This window comes from Ensifer meliloti (assembly GCF_030064585.1).
GTDB classification, from domain to species: Bacteria; Pseudomonadota; Alphaproteobacteria; order Rhizobiales; family Rhizobiaceae; genus Sinorhizobium; species Sinorhizobium meliloti.
In genome coordinates, this window is record NZ_CP120365.1 from 2,301,742 (window position 1) to 2,318,448 (window position 16,707).

The following is a 16,707-nucleotide window of genomic DNA, read 5'->3' on the forward strand; positions in this document are numbered from 1 at the left end:
ATACGATTGAGTCAAGAGCGTTTCACGTGAAACGCGCGCAATGACTCGCCTGCGTTTTATCGTCGGCCGGGTTACTTTCCGATACAGAACTCGGAGAATATCACGTCCAAAAGGTTCTCTACATCGACCCGCCCGGTTATCCTGCCTAGGGCATCGCCTGCTTGCCGAAGCTGCTCCGCACGCAGTTCGAGGTCGGAAGAAATCAGGCTGCGCTCCAGTGCGGCACTGGCCTGTCGCAGGCAATCGACGTGGCGCTTCCGCGAGGGCATCGCCAAGGCTGTCCTACCGGCCAGATCGGGGAGATGCGACTGCAGCGCCGTCAACAGATCGGCCATGCCTTCACCGGTCCTCGTGGACAGAAAGATGTCCGCATCCGAGGGAGCCCAACTCGGCAAAGGGCGGTCAACCTTGGTTGCGACCCGAATAACGGGCACGTTTTCCGGAAGAACCTCATCAATCCGAAAATATCCCGGTTTTTCCGATAATAGGAGGACAAGATCGGCATCGGCGATAACCTGCCGCGCTCTCCGAATACCCTCCCGCTCCACAAGCTCGTCCGTTTCACGAAGCCCAGCCGTATCGAAGAGTTTAACTGAGAATCCGGCTAAGGAAAGATCCACGGACAGTACGTCGCGTGTCGTTCCCGCGACCTCCGTCACGATAGCGATGTCCCTTCGCGCCAGGGCGTTCAGCAAGCTCGACTTGCCTGCGTTCGGCTCACCGGCAATGACGATCTTGAGCCCGTCCCGAATGATCTCGGCCAAGCCGGCGCGCGCGATATGTCCATCTATTTCCTGTCGGAGCCTGCCGACATCTTCCCAGATCACCGCGCTGACGGAACCCGGAACATCGTCCTCATCCGCAAAGTCGAGCTCCGCCTCGATCATTGCACGCGAATGGGTCAGCCGTCGGGCCCAACCGGCATAGAGTGCGGACTGCCCGCCACCGGACTGCTCTATGGCGAGACGACGCTGCATTTCCGTTTCTGCCGCAATCAGGTCCGCCAGCCCCTCCACCTCGACCAGATCCAGCTTGCCATTCTGAAAGGCCCGCCTTGCGAATTCTCCGGCCTCCGCATGTCGTAGGCCGCCGGTTGCGGCAAGCTCGTCGAGAATGGCGCTCACCACGGCCCGTCCGCCGTGAACCTGCAATTCGCAGCAATCTTCACCGGTGAAAGACGCCGGCGTCGGAAAATAGAGCACCAGGCCGCTATCCAGCGTTTCACCGTTTCGAGTCCGAATCGTTCTGAGCGTTGCGATGCGCGGCGGGGGTAGGGTTCCGCAAAGTCGCACCAGCGCATCTGCGGTCTCCGGACCGCTCACGCGGATAATGGCAACTCCTGCAGGCAGCGAACCGCTCGAAAGCGCGTAGATCGTATCGGTGGATAGCATCAGCTTACCGGTTTACGGAATGACGAGCAGGGTTCGACGCAGGCCATACCCGCCATCACGGCATCTTGAACATTGGGAATCGGGCAGAGCCAATCGGAAGCGCAACTGTGCGACGCTCGTCGGGCTAAAGCGAAGCGGCCTTATGCACCGAGCCGAGCTCGAAATCAAGTGCCGCCCTGTTTTGGGCGCATCTCCCCGGCGTTTCACGTGAATCACTCCCGTATCGGGCTCGACCGGGATGACAATCGACAGGGGAAGAATGGCGGCAGGAGGATGTGCTGCATCCCAGATGCACGAAGAGGCCGGCGCTGGACACGCCGGCCTCTTTCCCGAGAAAGAAAGTCTCGCTCTTACGTATTCATCGAGTCGAAGAAGTCGCCATTGGTTTTCGTCTGCTTCAGCTTGTCGATGAGGAACTCGATCGCGTCGGTCGTGCCCATCGGCGCGAGAATGCGGCGCAGCACGAAGATCTTCTGCAGGTCCTGACGCGGGACCAGGAGGTCCTCCTTACGCGTGCCGGACTTCAGGATGTCCATAGCCGGGAAGATGCGCTTGTCCGCAACCTTGCGGTCAAGGACGATTTCGGAGTTGCCGGTACCCTTGAACTCTTCGAAGATGACTTCGTCCATGCGGCTACCGGTGTCGATCAGCGCCGTTGCTATGATCGTCAGCGAACCGCCTTCCTCGATGTTGCGCGCAGCGCCGAAGAAGCGCTTCGGGCGCTGCAGGGCGTTTGCGTCGACACCGCCGGTCAGAACCTTGCCCGAGGAGGGAACGACCGTGTTGTAGGCGCGGCCGAGACGGGTGACCGAGTCGAGCAGGATCACCACATCGCGTCCGTGTTCCACCAGGCGCTTGGCCTTTTCGATCACCATCTCGGCGACCTGGACGTGGCGCGTTGCCGGCTCGTCGAAGGTCGACGACACCACTTCGCCCTTGACCGAGCGCTGCATGTCCGTGACTTCCTCCGGCCGCTCGTCGATCAAGAGGACGATCAGGTAGCACTCCGGATGGTTCGCGGTGATCGAATGCGCGATGTTCTGGAGAAGCACCGTCTTACCGGTGCGCGGCGGCGCTACGATCAGGCCGCGCTGGCCCTTGCCGAGCGGTGCGACCAGATCGATGACTCGCGCCGAGAGATCCTTGGACGTGGGAACCTCGAGTTCCATCTTGAAGCGCTCGTTCGGATAGAGCGGCGTCAGGTTGTCGAAGTGAACCTTGTGGCGGATCTTCTCCGGATCGTCGAAGTTGATCGTGTTGACCTTCAGAAGTGCGAAATAGCGTTCGCCTTCCTTCGGCCCGCGGATCGGGCCCTCGACCGTGTCTCCGGTCTTCAGCGAGAAGCGGCGGATCTGCGAAGGCGAAATATAGATATCGTCAGGACCCGGGAGATAGTTCGCATTGGCCGAGCGCAGGAAGCCAAATCCGTCCTGAAGGACCTCGACGACGCCCTCGCCGATGATCTCGATTTCCTGCTGAGCCAGCATTTTGAGGATCGCGAACATCAGCTCCTGCTTGCGCATCGTGCTGGCATTCTCCACCTCGAGCTCTTCGGCAAAGGCCAGGAGGTCGGTCGGCGTCTTGTTCTTAAGTTCTTGAAGCTTCATTTCAGCCATGAAGGGTCCGTGCTTGATAGGGGATTGGGAGCCGGCGCGATTTGTAAGGGAGCTGCAAGGGGGAAGAGGCAGGCTCTAAAACTTCGTCACAGGCCACAGGAAGAAGGAGATGAGGGAAAATAGCGATTCACGTGAAACGCCGCAAGGGGTCGCGGCAATTTAGCAGCAACTATTGCAGCTGCGAATCGATTGAATTCAAAATGGTTTCACCACGACAAGGATGACGATGGCGATCATCAGCAGGGTTGGCGCCTCGTTCATCAGCCGCCAATAGCGCGCGTCGCGGCGATTCTCGTCCCGCTGGAAGGCTCTCACCGCGCGGCTGAAATGCACATGCACCAGCGTCAGCAGAAAAACGCAGAGAATCTTCGCATGCAGCCAACCCCCGACAAAGCCATAGACGCTCCAGGCGAGGTAAAGTCCGAGCACCCATGAGATCATCATGGCCGGATTCATGATGACCTTGAGCAGTCGCTGTTCCATCATCTTGAAGGTCTCGGACTGTTCCGATCCGGGCGCTGCATCGGTGTGATAGATGAACAGGCGCGGCATGTAGAGCAGCGCCGCCATCCAGGAGATCACCGCAATGATGTGGAGCGCCTTGATCCACAGATAGAGGTCGTCCGGCTGCCCGGCGAAGAGGCCGATCAGCAAAGCCGCAAAGGCCGAGACCGCGATGGCCGCACGAAGGCGAGCCCGTTTGCCCGGCCCGCTGTCGGTTTGGCGTTCCCCTCTCATCGCTGCCCTTTCATCGCGATCCTCGAACGCGGGCGACGAGTGCGGCAACGTGATCCGGATCGGCGTCCGGCGTTATGCCGTGGCCGAGATTGAAGATCAGCGGCCCCTGGCCGAGGACGTCCAGGATGCGGTCGGTTCCATGCTCCTGGGCCGCGCCACCGGCCACGACCCGCACCGGATCGAGATTGCCCTGAACCGGCCCGTCCTTCTGCAATTCGGCGGCGAAGGCGAGCGGCACCGACCAGTCGAGGCCGATCGCATCCGCACCGGTCGCCTGCCGATAATTCTTCAGCAGGAGGCCCGCACCCTTCGCGAAAGCGATGCTTTTGGCCGAGGGGCGGCGCGCGCGCACGGATGCGATCATCCGCCGGACCGGCTCGATCGCGAAACGCTGGAACTCCTCCTCGCCGAGCACACCGGCCCAGGAATCGAATATCTGCACAGCATCGGCGCCGGCATCGATCTGTTTTACCAGATAGTCGGCGGAAATGTCGGCGAGCAGCGTCAGAAGCCGCTCGAAAGCCTTGGGATGACGATAGGCGAAAAGACGCGCAGGCGCCTGGTCCGGCGTTCCGCGGCCGGCGATCATATAGGTCGCCACCGTCCACGGCGCCCCGCAGAAGCCGAGGAGCGTGGTTTCCGTCGGCAGTTCGCGTCTCAGCCGGGAGACGGTCTCGAAAACCGGAGCCAAGTGAGCGATGACGCCATCGGGGCTCAGCCGGGCAATCCCGTCTTCGTCGATCGGATCCATCCGTGGACCCTGTCCCTCTTCGAAACGAACATTGCGCTTGAGCCCATCGGGTATCACGAGAATATCGGAGAAAAGGATCGCGGCATCGAAGCCGTAGCGGCGGATCGGCTGCAACGTCACTTCGACCGCGAGGTCCGGCGTGTAACAGAGATCGAGAAAGCTTCCGGCCTTCGCGCGCACCGCCCTGTATTCGGGGAGATAGCGTCCCGCTTGTCGCATCAGCCAGATGGGGGGAGGGGTGAGCGCTCTCCCGCTCAAAACCTCCAGCACTTTGCGATGCGTTTCGCTCACTTGCCGCTTCCTAATCTAAAAATAAAACTGATTTTATAAGGTTTCTATTTCTTAGAGTCGGTGGGTATCAAGGATTAAAATCAATCCTCATCCTATCCAGCCCGCGTCAATCTCCGGCAAAGAGGCGGGAGAGATTCCGGCCGAATTGCGCTGTAAGTGGGGAAACCCGCGAAAACACTGCAGAGTCAGCCCCTTGCCGGCGATCGGGAGTTTGCGGTTCCTGTGGATGAGGAGTCGATCCGCGTGACAATTTGTCGTGGCCATGAGTCTTGTCCACATGCCCGGGCAAGAGATTTCCGGTTAGGTGTCAGATGTGAACAAGTCGCCGCTTTTCCACTTGCCTGAAGCCAGGCGCCGCCGTTAGCTGTTTTTGTCCCGCCTTATCAACAGACCGCGGAGAATTGCGTGGAGAACCGCAAAAACTACTTCCATCTGCATTTGATCTCCGATTCGACCGGCGAAACTCTGATCGCCGCCGGCCGAGCGGCTGCTGCGCAATTCCAGTCCTCCCATGCGCTGGAACACGTCTATCCGCTGATCCGCAACCGGAAGCAGCTGATGCAGGTCATGGACGCGGTCGACGGGGCACCGGGAATCGTACTCTACACGATCGTCGACCGGGAACTTGCCGGCCTCATCGATCAGAGATGCCGCGAGATCGGCGTGCCCTGCGTCTCGGTCCTCGACCCGATCATTGAACTTTTCCAATCCTATCTCGGCTCGCCCTCGCGCCGCCGCTCGGGTGCGCAGCATGTCATGGATGCCGAATATTTCGCCCGGATCGAGGCGTTGAACTTCACGATGGATCATGACGACGGTCAGATCCCCTCCGATTTCAACGAGGCGGATGTGGTCCTTGTGGGCGTGAGCCGCACGTCGAAAACACCGACGAGCATCTATCTCGCCAATCGCGGTATAAAGACGGCCAACATACCGATCGTGCCGGGCGTGCCCCTGCCCGATGCGCTCCTGAAGGCGACGAAACCACTCATCGTCGGGCTTATCGCTTCGGCCGAGCGTCTCTCCCAGGTGCGCCAGCATCGCGTGCTCGGAACGACGCAGAGCTTCCACGGGGAAGACTATACCGATCGGGCGGCGATCGCCGAGGAGCTTAAATATGCCCGCTCGCTTTGCGCGCGCAACAACTGGCCGCTGATCGACGTAACGCGGCGCTCGATAGAGGAGACTGCCGCAGCAATCGTTGCCCTGCGGCCGCGGCTTAGATAGAGCGAACCGCAAGAACAGCTTGCAGGTCGCGAACACGGAACCGGAAAATGAAACCCTTGCTCATATTGGCCTCGGCCAGTCCTTTTCGTCGCGCTCTGCTTTCCAATGCAGGACTGGCCTTCGAGGCCCGGGCCGCCGCGATCGACGAGCGTGCGCTCGAGCAGCCGCTGGAAGCGTCTGGCGCTTCGCCGGCTGATGTCGCGCTGGCGCTGGCCGAAGCCAAGGCGAAGGATGTCGCACGATATTTTTCGGACGCCCTTGTCATCGGTTCGGATCAGACGATGTCGCTTGGAACCCGCGTCTATCACAAGCCCCGGGACATGACGGAAGCCGCCGAACATCTCCGGTCGCTCTCGGGCAGGATGCACAGTCTCAACAGCGCGATCGTTCTTGTGCGCGACGATGAGGTCGTTTGGCGGCACGTCTCGACTGCGAACATGACCGTGCGGCCATTGAGCGACGGCTTCATCGATCGGCATCTTGCAAGGGTGGGCGAGAAGGCGCTGACAAGCGTCGGCGCCTATCAGCTCGAAGGCGAGGGCATCCAGCTCTTCGAGAGGATCGAGGGCGACTATTTCACCATACTCGGCCTGCCGATGCTGCCGCTTCTCTCCAAACTACGCGAACTGGGTGCGATCGATGCGTGATTCACGTGAAACATTTGTTAACCATGCCTTTGTCACCGGCTATCCGGTGAAGCATTCGCGATCGCCGCTCATTCATGGCCATTGGCTGAAACAGTTCGGAATTCGGGGGAGCTACCGGGCCCACGAAGTTACGCCCGAGGCCTTTCCCGATTTCATGCGGCAGATCAAGGAAGGAAGAACCGACTTCTGCGGCGGCAATGTCACGATTCCGCATAAGGAGGCCGCCTTCCGGCTGGCCGATCGGCCGGACGAACTGAGCGCCGAACTCGGTGCGGCCAACACGCTCTGGCTCGAGGATGGAAAAATCCGCGCGACGAACACCGACGGGCGTGGCTTCGTCGCCAATCTGGACGAGCGCGCCAAAGGATGGGACCGCATCTCGGCCGCAGTGATTCTCGGTGCCGGCGGCGCCAGCCGGGCCGTGATCCAGGCGATCCGCGACCGCGGGGTCAAGACGATCCATGTGGTGAACCGCACGCCCGAGAGGGCGAGGGAACTGGCCGATCGCTTCGGCACGGCGGTGCACGCACATTCGATGGCGGCGCTTCCCGAAGTCGTTTCCGGCGCCGGCCTCTTCGTCAACACGACGTCGCTCGGCATGGACGGCGAGCCGGCGCCGGCGATCGACTTTTCGGGCCTGGCACCCGACGCCGTCGTCACCGACATCGTCTATGTGCCATTGAAGACGCCGCTGTTGCGGCAGGCGGAAGAGCAGGGCTTCCGCATCGTCGACGGACTTGGCATGCTTCTGCATCAGGCAGTGCCCGGATTTGAAAAATGGTTCGGACTGAGGCCGGTCGTCGACGAAACGCTAAGACAGATCATCATCAGCGATATGGACAGGCACGCATGATCATCGTCGGGCTTACCGGCTCCATCGGAATGGGAAAATCGACTGCTGCGGGCATGTTCCGGGAACTCGGCGTGCCGGTGAACGATGCCGACGAAGTGGTGCATATGCTCTATAGCGGCGAAGCGGTGGCTCCGGTCGAAGCGGCCTTTCCGGGCGTCGCCAAGGGCGGGGTCATCGACCGGGCCGAGCTTTCGCTGCGGCTTGTTGCGGCACCCGAGCGGCTGGCCGAGCTGGAACGGATCGTCCATCCGCTCGTGCGCGCCAAGGAGCAGGAGTTCGTTGCGCGGCACAGAGCGGACGGTGCACCTTTCGTGCTGCTCGATATTCCGCTCCTCTTCGAGACCAAGGCCGAGGCGCGCCTCGACCGCATCGTCGTCGTGACCTGCGATCCGGAGATGCAGAGGGAACGCGTCATGAAGCGCCCGGGCATGACCGCCGAGAAGTTTGCGATGATCCTCAAGCGGCAGGTGCCCGACAGCGAAAAGCGCGCCCGCGCCGACTATATCGTCGACACAAGCGACAGCTTCGACGTCACGCGGCAGCAGATCCGTGCGATCGTCGATGATTTGCGGGCCGGTTAGTTAGCGCACTTTCAGGAAAAGTGTCAGTGTCTCCGTCGGGAGGCGACTCGAAGAGCTAGATCGCTTCGCGAACCGATGCGCTATCATCGGTGCAAACCTGGCACTGTAGCTTCAAATGACGGCGAAATGCCATTAAGAATGAAGGTCAGCTTCGGGTGATTCGCCCCGAAACAGCGTCCACAGGGCTCCCGTATGCGTGAAATCATCTTCGATACGGAAACGACCGGCCTCGACAACCGCGAGGACCGGGTGATCGAGATCGGCGGTATCGAGCTCGAGAACCAGTTTCCGACGGGGCGCACGATCCATATCTATATCAATCCGGGGGAGCGCAAGGTTCACCCGGAAGCGCTGGCCGTCCACGGTATCACCGACGAGTTCCTGAAGGACAAGCCGCCCTTCGCCGATGTCGCCCAGGAAATCGTCGATTTCTTCGGCGATGCCCGTTGGGTCGCCCACAACGCCACCTTCGACATCGGCTTCATCAATGCGGAGTTCGAGCGGCTCGGCCTGCCGCCGATCGGCAGCGACCGGGTTATCGACACTCTGGCTCTTGCCCGCCGCAAGCACCCGATGGGGCCGAATTCGCTCGATGCGCTCTGCCGTCGCTACGGTGTAGACAACTCCCATCGAACCAGGCACGGAGCCCTGCTCGACTCCGAGCTGCTGGCCGAGGTCTATATCGAGATGATCGGCGGGCGCCAGGCCGCGCTCGGTCTCGTGGTGACGGAGGCAGGTGACCGGCCGATCGAGGCTGACGACGGACCGGTCGTCGTGGTCACAAGGGAAAGGCCTCTACGGCCACGGCTGACGGAGGCCGAGATCGCCGCCCATGCGGCGCTCGTCGCGAAGATCGGCGCGAATGCGATCTGGTCGAAATACAGCGAAGCCGATGACGTTCTCAGATCGGAAGCTGTCTAGGCCTATCCGTATTGCGGCGCCCGCGAGGTTTCTCAAGCCGAATCGCATAGACCGGGCACAAAAAACCCGGCTCGGTGAGCCGGGTCTTCCAATCATTCGGACCGATCAGTTGGCCGTGTCGTTGGTATTGGCCACCTGCGCGCGGACCTTTTCCTCGGCCATGCGCTGGGCAAACATCTGCGCGAAATCGATGGGATCGATCATCAGCGGCGGGAAGCCGCCGTTGCGGGTGGCGTCGGCTACGATCTGGCGCGCGAAGGGGAACAGGAGGCGCGGGCACTCGATGAAGAGCAGCGGCAGCATGTGCTCCTGCGGGAAGCCGGCAACGCGGAAGACGCCGCCATAGGCGAGCTCGACGTTGAAGAGCATCTTGTCGCCGTCCTTCGCCTGGGCGCTCAACGACAGGACAACGTCGAAATCATTCTCCGCCAGCGGATTGGCATTGACATTGACATTGATGTTGATCGACGGGGAGCGGTCGCGAGCCTGCAGCGAACGCGGTGCGCCGGGGTTCTCGAAGGAGAGGTCCTTGACGTACTGGGCCAGGATATTGAGCGACGGGCTCTGCTGCTGGGCACTGCCGTTGCCGTTTGATGCGGTATCAGTCGTCATAAGAGTTTCCTCGGACTTCGAATTGGTGAGGCCATCTAGCATTTAGGGCCTGGGCTTACAACCCTCGTGGCCCGGCCTGGCCCGACGCAGGAACACGTCCGACCTTCTTTGGGAACCGGTATTATAGACCCGATTGGAGCCGGGATCAGAAAAAGTGAAGCTCGGATCAATGAGGCGGACGATCCGGCGGCGGCGGCGGGTCGTCTTCGTCCTTTGTCTTGCGCGAAAATTCGTCCTCGTCGAGATCGATCGTCAGCGGGCCGCGGCGCTCCTCGCGAGGGGTGCCAGCGGACTGGGGGCCAGCGGATTGGGGACCAGAGGACTGAGGACCAGAGGATTGAGGGCCAGGGGATTGGCGCCTGGAGGAACGATAGAAGCCGGTTGCGCTGCTCAAAATCGTCATCCTTCTGCGCAGGAAGGCGGCGATGGCGCGCCGGACCGGGGGCAGAAAGATGAGAAGGCCGACGAGGTCGCTGATGAAACCGGGCACGATCAAAAGGATAGCGGCGATGAAGATCAGCACACCGCCGAGAACGTCCAGCCCCGGATCGTTGCCCGTCCGCGCCGCCTCCTGCACGCGCCGGAGCACGCCGAATCCCTGAATGCGCAGGAGCATGATGCCGGCGACGGCACTTGCGAAAACGAGAAGAAGCGTCATCGCCACGCCGATCTCGCGCCCGACGGCGACGAAGCCTGCGATTTCCGCAAGCGGCAGCCCGAGAATGACGAGCGGGATCAGGAAACGCATCGCCCGTGCTCGCAAGAAGGTGAGTGCAATTGTCCGGTCTCCGGTTTATGGGTGCGACATCGTCGTTTGAATGGTCTATCCTTCCGGACTATATGGAACAGTACGAGAAATTCTAACAGCGGTTCCGGGTGGAAATGGGCTCTTTTGATTTCATCACATTTTTTTTCCTGATCGCTGCCGTGGTCATCTTCCTGCAATTGCGTAGCGTCTTAGGTCGCAGGACCGGCAGCGAGCGGCCTCCTTTCGATCCCTACTCTCCACGGGATATCGCTCAAGGGCCGGAAGCCAAGGATAACGGCAAGGTCGTTCAGCTTCCCCGTCGCGAGACGGCGGAGGACGAGTCGCGCTATGCCGCGATCGAGACCGTCGCCAAGGCCGGAACTCCGCTGAATGCCCAACTCCGGGCAATGACCGACGCGGATCCCAACTTCAATCCGGCCGAATTCCTCAACGGTGCGAAGATGGCCTACGAGATGATCGTCATGGCCTTTGCCGATGGCGACCGCAAAACCCTCAAGGGTTTGCTGTCCCGCGAAGTCTACGAGGGCTTCGAGGCCGCGATTGGGGAGCGCGAGGCCAAGGGCGAGGTGGTCAAGTCGACCTTCGTCGGCATCGACAAAGCCGATATCGTGCACGCGGAGATCAAGGACGCCGAGGAAAACATAACGGTCAGGATCATCAGCCAGCTTATTTCCGCGACCTACGACAAGCAGGGGAAACTGGTCGACGGAGACGCCGATTCGGTTGCCGAAGTGAACGACCTGTGGACTTTTGCGCGCGATATCCGTTCACGCGACCCGAATTGGAAGCTGATCGCCACCGAATCGGAAAACTGACCGGGAAGCGGGCGGCCATGGCTTTTCATCTCGAGCCGGTCTCCTTTTCGGAGCTGCCCGGCTGGTCTGCGGACGACCCGGCGCCGGTGATCGCTTCGCTTCGGCGCTGTCACCGGCATGCAACGGAGGTGAAGCCGTACAAGACCGGCTCGCTCGGCATTTCGGTCGGCGACCTCCTGCCCGCCTTCGAGGCGGCGGGCAGCGATTTCTCCGATGCGGCGGCCGCACGCGCATTTTTCGAAGCCCAGTTCGTTCCGTTCCGAATCTGCCCGGAAGAGAAAAGGACCGGCTTCGTCACCGCTTTCTACGAACCCGAGATCGAGGTACGGGCTGGGCCGGATGCGGAGTTCCGCTTTCCCTTCTACCGGCGCCCCTCGGACCTCGTCGACATCGACGACACGAACCGGCCGGAAGGAATGGACCCTTGTTTCGTCTTCGGCCGCCGCCGCGACGGCAGGATCGAGGAATATCCGGACCGCCGCGCGATCGAAGAAGGATTTCTCGCCGGCCGCGGTCTGGAAATCGCCTATGCCCGCTCCAAGGTCGACGTGTTCTTCGTCCATGTGCAGGGCGCGGCGCGGCTGATCTATCCGGACGGATCGCGCCGTCGCATCACCTATGCCGCCAAAACCGGGCACCGCTTTTCCGCCGTCGGGAAACTGTTGATCGATCGCGGCGAGATCGACGCCGCCACCGTGTCGATGGCGAGCATTCGCGCCTGGCTGGCGGCCCATGCCGACAGGGCGGACGAGGTTCTGTGGCACAACCGGTCCTTCATCTTTTTCCGCGAGGCGCCGGTCGAGGAGGAGGGGCTTGGCCCCGTGGCGGCTGCCAAGGTGCCGCTCGAGCCGGGACGCTCGCTTGCGGTCGACCGCCTCATCCACACATTCGGCGTTCCCTTTTATGTCGCGAGCGAAACCCTGACCCATCTCGACGGCGGACATCCCTTCGGTCGCCTGATGCTCGCGCTCGACACCGGTTCAGCCATCGTCGGCCCGGCGCGCGGCGATATCTTCACGGGCTCCGGCGACCAGGCGGGGGAACTCGCGGGTTGCGTGCGCAACGACGCAGACTTCTTCATTTTCGTACCCCGCGCGGCCGCGGTCCGATATCGCCCGCAGTCCAGCCATGGCTAAGGACAAGAAGCTTTCCACCGAGGACCGCATTCTCTGGGGCAAGGTCGCGCGTTCGGCGCGGCCCATGCCCGGGCGGTTGGAGAATCTCGAGGAGCTGCTGGGCGGGACCGCGGAAATCAAGGCTGTACCCGGCCCGGAGGCGGCGCCTTCCTCGAGCACGCCCGAAAAGGCCGGCAGGGGCTTTTCTCTCAGCCGGGACAAGGCAGAACACCGCCCTCATCATCCGCTGGAGCGGCCCGTCAAACGCAAACTTGCCAAGGGCCGGCTGACGCTCGAGGCGAGGATCGACCTGCACGGCATGATCCAGAGCGAGGCGCACGGATTGCTGCTGCAGTTCCTCCTCAGGGCGCGCGACCGCGGCTTGAGGCATGTCCTCGTCATCACCGGCAAAGGGACGTCGCTCGGCAGCGACGGCGCCCTGAAGCGGGCCGTGCCGCTCTGGTTCTCGCTTCCCGAGTTCCGGCCATTGATATCGTCCTGCGAACCGGCAGCCCGCAATCACGGCGGCGAGGGCGCGCTCTATGTGCGGCTGGCGCGTGCGAAGGGAGGCGCATCATGACTCCCTTCGGCGAAGCCGTGCGCGAACTTCGCCGGCGCAAGGGCGTGTCTCAGAAGGAGATGGCGGCGGCGATCGGGGTTTCGCCCGCCTATCTCTCCGCTCTCGAACACGGCAAGCGGGGAGCGCCGAGCTTCGACTTCCTCCAGCGCGTTGCCGGCTATTTCAACGTGATCTGGGACGAGGCCGACGAACTCTTCCGGATAGCGCATCTTTCAGACCCGAAAGTCGTGCTCGACACGTCCGGCCTTCCGCCCGGTCACACCGCCTTCGCCAACCGTTTGAGCATGGAGATTCGCGGCCTGTCGGCGGAGACGATTCGGGCGCTGGAAGATGTTTTGGAAAAAGCCACATTTCCTGATAAGGACAGGGGATGAAAGCCCCTCCCGGCCGAGATCTTCGCGTCGGGATTTGGAACCATTGGACAAATTTTCTATAGTCCGCGAGGCATCTCGCGCTGTGATTCGCAATGAATCGCGACGTCCGAAAACCTGGAAAGACCTGAGCCCGAATGACCGATATTTCTGAGACCGAAGCCGGCGCAATCGCCGAATATGGTGCCGATTCCATCAAGGTGCTGAAAGGCCTCGATGCCGTGCGCAAGCGCCCGGGCATGTATATCGGTGACACAGACGACGGCTCGGGTCTGCACCACATGGTCTACGAGGTCGTGGACAACGCGATCGACGAGGCGCTTGCCGGCCATGCGGACATCGTGACCGTCACGCTCAATCCCGACGGATCCGTCACGGTGACGGACAACGGCCGCGGCATACCGACGGACATCCACCGGGAAGAGGGCGTCTCGGCGGCGGAAGTCATCATGACGCAGCTTCATGCCGGCGGGAAATTCGACCAGAATTCCTACAAGGTCTCCGGTGGCCTGCACGGCGTCGGCGTTTCGGTCGTCAACGCCCTCTCCGTGTCGCTGAAGCTCAAGATCCGCCGGGCCGGCAAGATCCACGAAATGAGCTTCACCCACGGCGTAGCGGACGGGCCGCTCAAGGTGACGGGCGACGCCGGCGGCGAGACCGGAACCGAGGTCACCTTCACGCCGAGCGAACAGACCTTCTCGAACATCGAGTTCGAGTTCGGCACGCTCGAGCATCGACTGCGCGAACTCGCCTTCCTGAATTCCGGCGTGCGCATCGTGCTGACCGACAAGCGCCATTCTGACATCCGTCGGGAAGAAATGATGTATGACGGCGGTCTCGAGGCCTTCGTCGCCTATCTCGACCGGGCGAAGAAGCCGCTCGTGCAGAAGCCGGTGTCGATCCGCGGCGAGAAGGACGGCATCACCGTCGAAGTCGCAATGTGGTGGAACGACAGCTATCACGAGAACGTGCTGTGCTTCACCAACAACATTCCGCAGCGCGACGGCGGCACGCATATGGCCGGCTTCCGCGGCGCGCTCACGCGTCAGATCACCTCCTATGCCGATACATCCGGCATCACCAAGAAGGAAAAGGTATCGCTCACGGGCGACGATTGCCGCGAGGGGCTGACGGCTGTGCTGTCGGTGAAGGTTCCCGATCCCAAATTCTCCTCGCAGACCAAGGACAAGCTGGTGTCCTCGGAAGTCCGCCCGGTCGTCGAAAGCCTGGTCAACGAGGCCCTGAGCGTCTGGCTCGAAGAACATCCTTCCGATGCCAAGATTCTCGTGGGCAAGGTCGTGGAGGCGGCCGCCGCGCGCGAGGCCGCGCGCAAGGCACGCGAGTTGACGCGCCGAAAAGGTGCGCTCGACATCTCGTCGCTTCCCGGCAAGCTCGCCGATTGTTCCGAGCGCGATCCGGCCAAATCCGAACTCTTCCTGGTGGAGGGCGACTCGGCAGGCGGCTCGGCCAAGCAGGGCCGCTCGCGTGAAAACCAGGCGATCCTGCCACTGCGCGGCAAGATCCTCAACGTCGAGCGCGCGCGTTTCGACAAGATGCTGTCGAGCCAGGAAATCGGCACGCTGATCACCGCGCTCGGCACGTCGATCGGCAAGGACGAGTTCAACGCCGACAAGCTGCGCTATCACAAGATCATCATCATGACGGATGCCGACGTCGACGGGGCCCACATCCGCACGCTGCTGCTCACCTTCTTCTTCCGGCAGATGCCGGAGCTGATCGAGCGCGGCCACCTCTACATCGCCCAGCCGCCGCTTTACAAAGTGGCGCGCGGCAAGTCCGTCCAGTACCTCAAGGACGAGAAGGCGCTCGAAGATTATCTGATCAGCATGGGCCTCGAGGAGGCGTCGCTCGAACTCGCTTCGGGCGAAGTGCGCGTCGGCCAGGACCTTCGCGAGGTCATCAACGACGCGCTGCGCCTGCGCTCGCTGATGGAGGGGCTCCACTCCCGCTACAATCGCTCGGTCGTGGAGCAGGCCGCCATCGCCGGAGCGCTCAACGTGGAACTCAACGGCGAACGCGACGAATATCAGTTGATCGCCGCCGAAGTGGCCCGCCGGCTCGATGTCATCGCCGAGGAGACCGAGCGCGGCTGGGAGGCAGCGGTGACGGCGGAAGGCGGGCTGAAGCTCGAACGCATGGTGCGCGGCGTCAAGGAAGCGGCCGTGCTCGACATGGCGCTGATCGGTTCTTCCGATGCCCGCCATATCGATCAGCTCAAGGCACGGCTGAAGGAGGTCTATGGCGCTCCGCCGGTGCTGCGCCGCCGCGATGGCACGCAGGAGATCAGCGGTCCGCGCGCCCTCCTGGACGCGATCTTCGCCGCCGGCCGCAAGGGGCTCACCATGCAGCGCTACAAGGGCCTGGGCGAAATGAACGCCGAGCAATTGTGGGAGACGACCCTCGATCCGAACGTCCGTTCGCTGCTGCAGGTCAAGGTTACCGATGCGACGGATGCGGACGGTCTGTTCTCGCGCCTGATGGGCGACGAAGTGGAGCCGCGGCGCGACTTCATCCAGGAAAACGCACTGAGCGTCGCCAATCTCGATATCTGAGGCGCAAGTGTAGCCGCAGTACTTTGATCATAGCTCCGACAAGAGCAGGGCGGTCCTCCGCCCTGCTCTTGTCTTTACGGAAGCTCGATCGCTCGCGGATCATTCGCCCGTGAAACGTCCTTCGAAGACGAGTTCGCTGATGGGCTTGCGCTGGCTTGGTTTTTCGCGTTCCCGCAGATCGTCCGGCAGGGTGGAAGGATCCGCAATCCTGCCGATCGCGACGGCTGCCTCGACCCGGTAGTGCTCCGGAACGCCGAGCACCTGCATGGCCTTCTCCCTGTCGACCCCCGCCATCGCATGGGCATGCCATCCGGCGAGCCGCGTCTGCAGCGCCAGCGCGAACCAGGACGCTCCCGTGTCGAAGGCATGCGTAAAGGCCGGCCTCAGTTCGCCGGTCGTTGTGACCCTGTGGGTTTTCGAAAGGATGATGACCAGGGCAGATGCGTTTTTCGCCCAGCGCTGGTTGCCCTCGTCGAGCGTCGACAGCAGGCGAACGAAATGCTCGGTGCCGTGGCGGGCGTAGACGAAGCGCCAGGGCTGAAGATTGCTGGCCGAAGGCGCCCAGCGCGCCGCTTCGAAAAGGGCGAGCAGATCCTTTTCCCCGATCTCCTCGCCGGTAAAGGCGCGCGGCGACCAGCGCTCCAGAAAGATCGAGTGGATGGGGTGATCGGCTCTTCTATGGTTGATTTCTGTCACGAACGAACATCCTTATTCTTGCAGATACGCACCTGTCCGACGCATCGCCATTCCTGCGCGTCAGCTCAATATAGGCGAGAAGGATCCGTAAACGGCAATCATGCGATTGTCGAACCGGCGAAAAAAGTTGTATAAGTTCTGTAGATTTTTTGAGGAAGGA

17 protein-coding genes are annotated in these 16,707 nt (G+C 61.9%); 10 read left to right on the forward strand and 7 right to left on the reverse strand.

Going from position 1 to position 16,707, the window contains the following annotated elements:
* Positions 1 to 71 precede the first annotated feature (71 nt).
* From mnmE to hemE, 4 genes are all read right to left on the reverse strand, one after another.
* Positions 72 to 1,391 carry a tRNA uridine-5-carboxymethylaminomethyl(34) synthesis GTPase MnmE gene (gene mnmE / locus PZL22_RS18015; RefSeq protein ID WP_003531732.1) on the reverse strand — a complete coding sequence of 440 codons (1,320 nt, stop codon included), beginning with the start codon at positions 1,389 to 1,391 and terminating at the stop codon, positions 72 to 74.
* Positions 1,392 to 1,741: 350 nt separating this feature from the next.
* Complete coding sequence (gene rho / locus PZL22_RS18020; RefSeq protein WP_010970587.1) at positions 1,742 to 3,007, reverse strand: transcription termination factor Rho; 1,266 nt, start codon at positions 3,005 to 3,007, stop codon at positions 1,742 to 1,744.
* Between the two features lie 195 nt (positions 3,008 to 3,202).
* Positions 3,203 to 3,745 carry a protoporphyrinogen oxidase HemJ gene (gene hemJ, locus PZL22_RS18025; protein ID WP_003531730.1) on the reverse strand — a complete coding sequence of 181 codons (543 nt, stop codon included), beginning with the start codon at positions 3,743 to 3,745 and terminating at the stop codon, positions 3,203 to 3,205.
* A 10-nt stretch (positions 3,746 to 3,755) separates the two neighbouring features.
* Positions 3,756 to 4,787: a uroporphyrinogen decarboxylase gene (gene hemE / locus PZL22_RS18030; RefSeq protein WP_284718524.1), complete on the reverse strand. Its 1,032-nt coding sequence runs from the start codon at positions 4,785 to 4,787 to the stop codon at positions 3,756 to 3,758.
* A gap of 405 nt (positions 4,788 to 5,192) precedes the next feature.
* On the opposite strand from hemE, the gene PZL22_RS18035 reads away from it, so the two are divergent.
* The 5 genes from PZL22_RS18035 (at position 5,193) to dnaQ (ending at position 9,016) form a co-directional block, all read left to right on the forward strand.
* Positions 5,193 to 6,014 (forward strand): pyruvate, water dikinase regulatory protein, encoded by an 822-nt coding sequence (locus PZL22_RS18035; RefSeq protein WP_003531728.1) that lies wholly within the window; start codon positions 5,193 to 5,195, stop codon positions 6,012 to 6,014.
* Between the two features lie 47 nt (positions 6,015 to 6,061).
* Positions 6,062 to 6,661, forward strand: coding sequence for a Maf-like protein (locus PZL22_RS18040; protein ID WP_015008011.1), 600 nt, complete (start codon positions 6,062 to 6,064; stop codon positions 6,659 to 6,661).
* Complete coding sequence (locus PZL22_RS18045; RefSeq protein ID WP_003531726.1) at positions 6,654 to 7,514, forward strand: shikimate dehydrogenase; 861 nt, start codon at positions 6,654 to 6,656, stop codon at positions 7,512 to 7,514. The genes PZL22_RS18040 and PZL22_RS18045 overlap by 8 nt, the downstream gene beginning before the upstream one ends.
* Positions 7,511 to 8,095 (forward strand): dephospho-CoA kinase, encoded by a 585-nt coding sequence (gene coaE / locus PZL22_RS18050; RefSeq protein WP_003531725.1) that lies wholly within the window; start codon positions 7,511 to 7,513, stop codon positions 8,093 to 8,095. The genes PZL22_RS18045 and coaE overlap by 4 nt, the downstream gene beginning before the upstream one ends.
* 192 nt (positions 8,096 to 8,287) lie before the next feature.
* Positions 8,288 to 9,016: a DNA polymerase III subunit epsilon gene (dnaQ, locus tag PZL22_RS18055; protein ID WP_003531724.1), complete on the forward strand. Its 729-nt coding sequence runs from the start codon at positions 8,288 to 8,290 to the stop codon at positions 9,014 to 9,016.
* A gap of 105 nt (positions 9,017 to 9,121) precedes the next feature.
* Here the strand turns inward: dnaQ and secB are convergent, their stop codons facing one another.
* Together secB and PZL22_RS18065 are read right to left on the reverse strand one after the other, a co-directional pair.
* Entirely contained in the window at positions 9,122 to 9,628 is a 507-nt protein-coding gene (gene secB / locus PZL22_RS18060) for a protein-export chaperone SecB (protein ID WP_010968288.1), read from the reverse strand.
* A gap of 166 nt (positions 9,629 to 9,794) precedes the next feature.
* A complete protein-coding gene (locus PZL22_RS18065; RefSeq protein ID WP_003531722.1) occupies positions 9,795 to 10,376 on the reverse strand; it encodes an FxsA family protein in 582 nt (193 codons plus the stop codon).
* 134 nt (positions 10,377 to 10,510) lie between these two features.
* On the opposite strand from PZL22_RS18065, the gene PZL22_RS18070 reads away from it, so the two are divergent.
* The 5 genes from PZL22_RS18070 to gyrB all read left to right on the forward strand — a co-directional run bounded on the left by PZL22_RS18070 (position 10,511) and on the right by gyrB (position 15,851).
* Entirely contained in the window at positions 10,511 to 11,212 is a 702-nt protein-coding gene (locus PZL22_RS18070) for a Tim44/TimA family putative adaptor protein (RefSeq protein ID WP_003531721.1), read from the forward strand.
* A gap of 17 nt (positions 11,213 to 11,229) precedes the next feature.
* Entirely contained in the window at positions 11,230 to 12,348 is a 1,119-nt protein-coding gene (gene mltA / locus PZL22_RS18075; RefSeq protein ID WP_003531720.1) for a murein transglycosylase A, read from the forward strand.
* Positions 12,341 to 12,907 carry a Smr/MutS family protein gene (locus tag PZL22_RS18080; RefSeq protein ID WP_003531719.1) on the forward strand — a complete coding sequence of 189 codons (567 nt, stop codon included), beginning with the start codon at positions 12,341 to 12,343 and terminating at the stop codon, positions 12,905 to 12,907. Before mltA ends, PZL22_RS18080 begins: the two co-directional genes overlap by 8 nt.
* Positions 12,904 to 13,281, forward strand: a complete 378-nt coding sequence (locus PZL22_RS18085) for a type II toxin-antitoxin system RelB family anti-toxin (protein WP_003531717.1) — start codon at positions 12,904 to 12,906, stop codon at positions 13,279 to 13,281. Before PZL22_RS18080 ends, PZL22_RS18085 begins: the two co-directional genes overlap by 4 nt.
* A gap of 134 nt (positions 13,282 to 13,415) precedes the next feature.
* Positions 13,416 to 15,851 (forward strand): DNA topoisomerase (ATP-hydrolyzing) subunit B, encoded by a 2,436-nt coding sequence (gene gyrB / locus PZL22_RS18090; protein ID WP_003531714.1) that lies wholly within the window; start codon positions 13,416 to 13,418, stop codon positions 15,849 to 15,851.
* A gap of 99 nt (positions 15,852 to 15,950) precedes the next feature.
* On the opposite strand, the gene PZL22_RS18095 is transcribed toward gyrB, so the two are convergent.
* On the reverse strand, positions 15,951 to 16,547 hold the full coding sequence (locus PZL22_RS18095) for a nitroreductase family protein (RefSeq protein ID WP_003531710.1): 597 nt from the start codon (positions 16,545 to 16,547) through the stop codon (positions 15,951 to 15,953).
* Positions 16,548 to 16,707 lie beyond the last annotated feature (160 nt).

What these genes read in the sequence shown, in the direction of transcription:
- mnmE (WP_003531732.1), bottom strand. Translation starts at nt 1,391, where the DNA reads ATGCTATCCACCGATACGATCTACGCGCTTTCGAGCGGTTCGCTGCCT.
- rho (WP_010970587.1), bottom strand. Translation starts at nt 3,007, where the DNA reads ATGGCTGAAATGAAGCTTCAAGAACTTAAGAACAAGACGCCGACCGAC.
- hemJ (WP_003531730.1), bottom strand. Translation starts at nt 3,745, where the DNA reads ATGAGAGGGGAACGCCAAACCGACAGCGGGCCGGGCAAACGGGCTCGC.
- PZL22_RS18040 (WP_015008011.1), top strand. Translation starts at nt 6,062, where the DNA reads ATGAAACCCTTGCTCATATTGGCCTCGGCCAGTCCTTTTCGTCGCGCT.
- PZL22_RS18045 (WP_003531726.1), top strand. Translation starts at nt 6,654, where the DNA reads ATGCGTGATTCACGTGAAACATTTGTTAACCATGCCTTTGTCACCGGC.
- coaE (WP_003531725.1), top strand. Translation starts at nt 7,511, where the DNA reads ATGATCATCGTCGGGCTTACCGGCTCCATCGGAATGGGAAAATCGACT.
- dnaQ (WP_003531724.1), top strand. Translation starts at nt 8,288, where the DNA reads ATGCGTGAAATCATCTTCGATACGGAAACGACCGGCCTCGACAACCGC.
- secB (WP_010968288.1), bottom strand. Translation starts at nt 9,628, where the DNA reads ATGACGACTGATACCGCATCAAACGGCAACGGCAGTGCCCAGCAGCAG.
- PZL22_RS18065 (WP_003531722.1), bottom strand. Translation starts at nt 10,376, where the DNA reads ATGCGTTTCCTGATCCCGCTCGTCATTCTCGGGCTGCCGCTTGCGGAA.
- PZL22_RS18070 (WP_003531721.1), top strand. Translation starts at nt 10,511, where the DNA reads ATGGGCTCTTTTGATTTCATCACATTTTTTTTCCTGATCGCTGCCGTG.
- mltA (WP_003531720.1), top strand. Translation starts at nt 11,230, where the DNA reads ATGGCTTTTCATCTCGAGCCGGTCTCCTTTTCGGAGCTGCCCGGCTGG.
- PZL22_RS18080 (WP_003531719.1), top strand. Translation starts at nt 12,341, where the DNA reads ATGGCTAAGGACAAGAAGCTTTCCACCGAGGACCGCATTCTCTGGGGC.
- PZL22_RS18085 (WP_003531717.1), top strand. Translation starts at nt 12,904, where the DNA reads ATGACTCCCTTCGGCGAAGCCGTGCGCGAACTTCGCCGGCGCAAGGGC.
- gyrB (WP_003531714.1), top strand. Translation starts at nt 13,416, where the DNA reads ATGACCGATATTTCTGAGACCGAAGCCGGCGCAATCGCCGAATATGGT.